Annotated in this window: 1 protein-coding gene; it reads right to left on the bottom strand. The window is 67.1% G+C overall.

Annotation, left to right across the window (positions count from 1 at the left end):
- Positions 1-1068 (bottom strand): VCBS domain-containing protein (locus FHX09_RS29410; RefSeq protein ID WP_184451132.1); only part of this gene is annotated, 1068 nt, incomplete at both ends.

The following is a 1068-nucleotide window of genomic DNA, read 5'->3' as shown; positions in this document are numbered from 1 at the left end:
TGCGAGCACCGGTGCGTCGTTGGCGCCGTGGATGGTGACGGTCAGCGTTGCCGTGGCGGTGGCACCGGCGGCATCACGCATGGTGTAGCTGAAGACCTCGCTCAGCGTGTTGGTCGACTGGCGCAACGCCTGCACCGTGGCATTGGTCTCGTTGACGGCATAGGTATAGGTGCCCGACGCATTGAGCACGAGACTGCCGTATGTGCCGTTGAGCGCCGAGCCGAGCGTGCCGGCCGTCGCGCCGAAGCTGACCGCCGTGACGGTCTTGGTGTCACCGGCATCCGGATCGGTGTCGTTGGCAAGCACATTGCCGCTGGCGGCCACGCCGCCCGAGCCGTTGGCCACCCCGCCCTTCTCGGTCGCATCTCCGGTATCGGCAACTGCCGTCGGCGGCGTGTTGCCGGGTGTCGTCGCCGTGATGTTGAAGGTCTCGCTGGCGGCAAGGCCGGCAAGGTCGGTTGCCGTTACCTTGATGCCGGACGTGCCGGCTGTCGTCGGCGTGCCGCTGAAGGTCCGCGTCGTGGCGTTGAAGCTCAGCCAGGCGGGAAGTGCTGAGCCATCGGCGGCGGTTGCCGCGTAGGTGAAGGTTTCGCCACTGTCGACATCGGTGAAGGTGTTGGCCGGCAGTGCAAACGAAAAGGCGGTGCCGACGGTGGCGTTCTGGGTGGCGGTCTGGGCTGCGAGCACCGGTGCGTCGTTGGCGCCGTGGATGGTGACGGTCAGCGTTGCCGTGGCGGTGGCACCGGCGGTATCACGCATGGTGTAGCTGAAGACCTCGCTCAGCGTGTTGGTCGACTGGCGCAACGCCTGCACCGTGGCATTGGTCTCGTTGACGGCATAGGTATAGGTGCCCGACGCATTGAGCACGAGACTGCCGTATGTGCCGTTGAGCGCCGAGCCGAGCGTGCCGGCCGTCGCGCCGAAGCTGACCGCCGTGACGGTCTTGGTGTCACCGGCATCCGGATCGGTGTCGTTGGCAAGCACATTGCCGCTGGCGGCCACGCCGCCCGAGCCGTTGGCCACCCCGCCCTTCTCGGTCGCATCTCCGGTATCGGCAACTGCCGTCGG

This window comes from Rhizobium sp. BK538, from assembly GCF_014197575.1.
In the GTDB taxonomy this organism is placed as follows: domain Bacteria; phylum Pseudomonadota; class Alphaproteobacteria; order Rhizobiales; family Rhizobiaceae; genus Rhizobium.
Note: the sequence above shows the minus strand (reverse complement) of the source record. Positions and strands in the feature narration are given on the sequence as shown.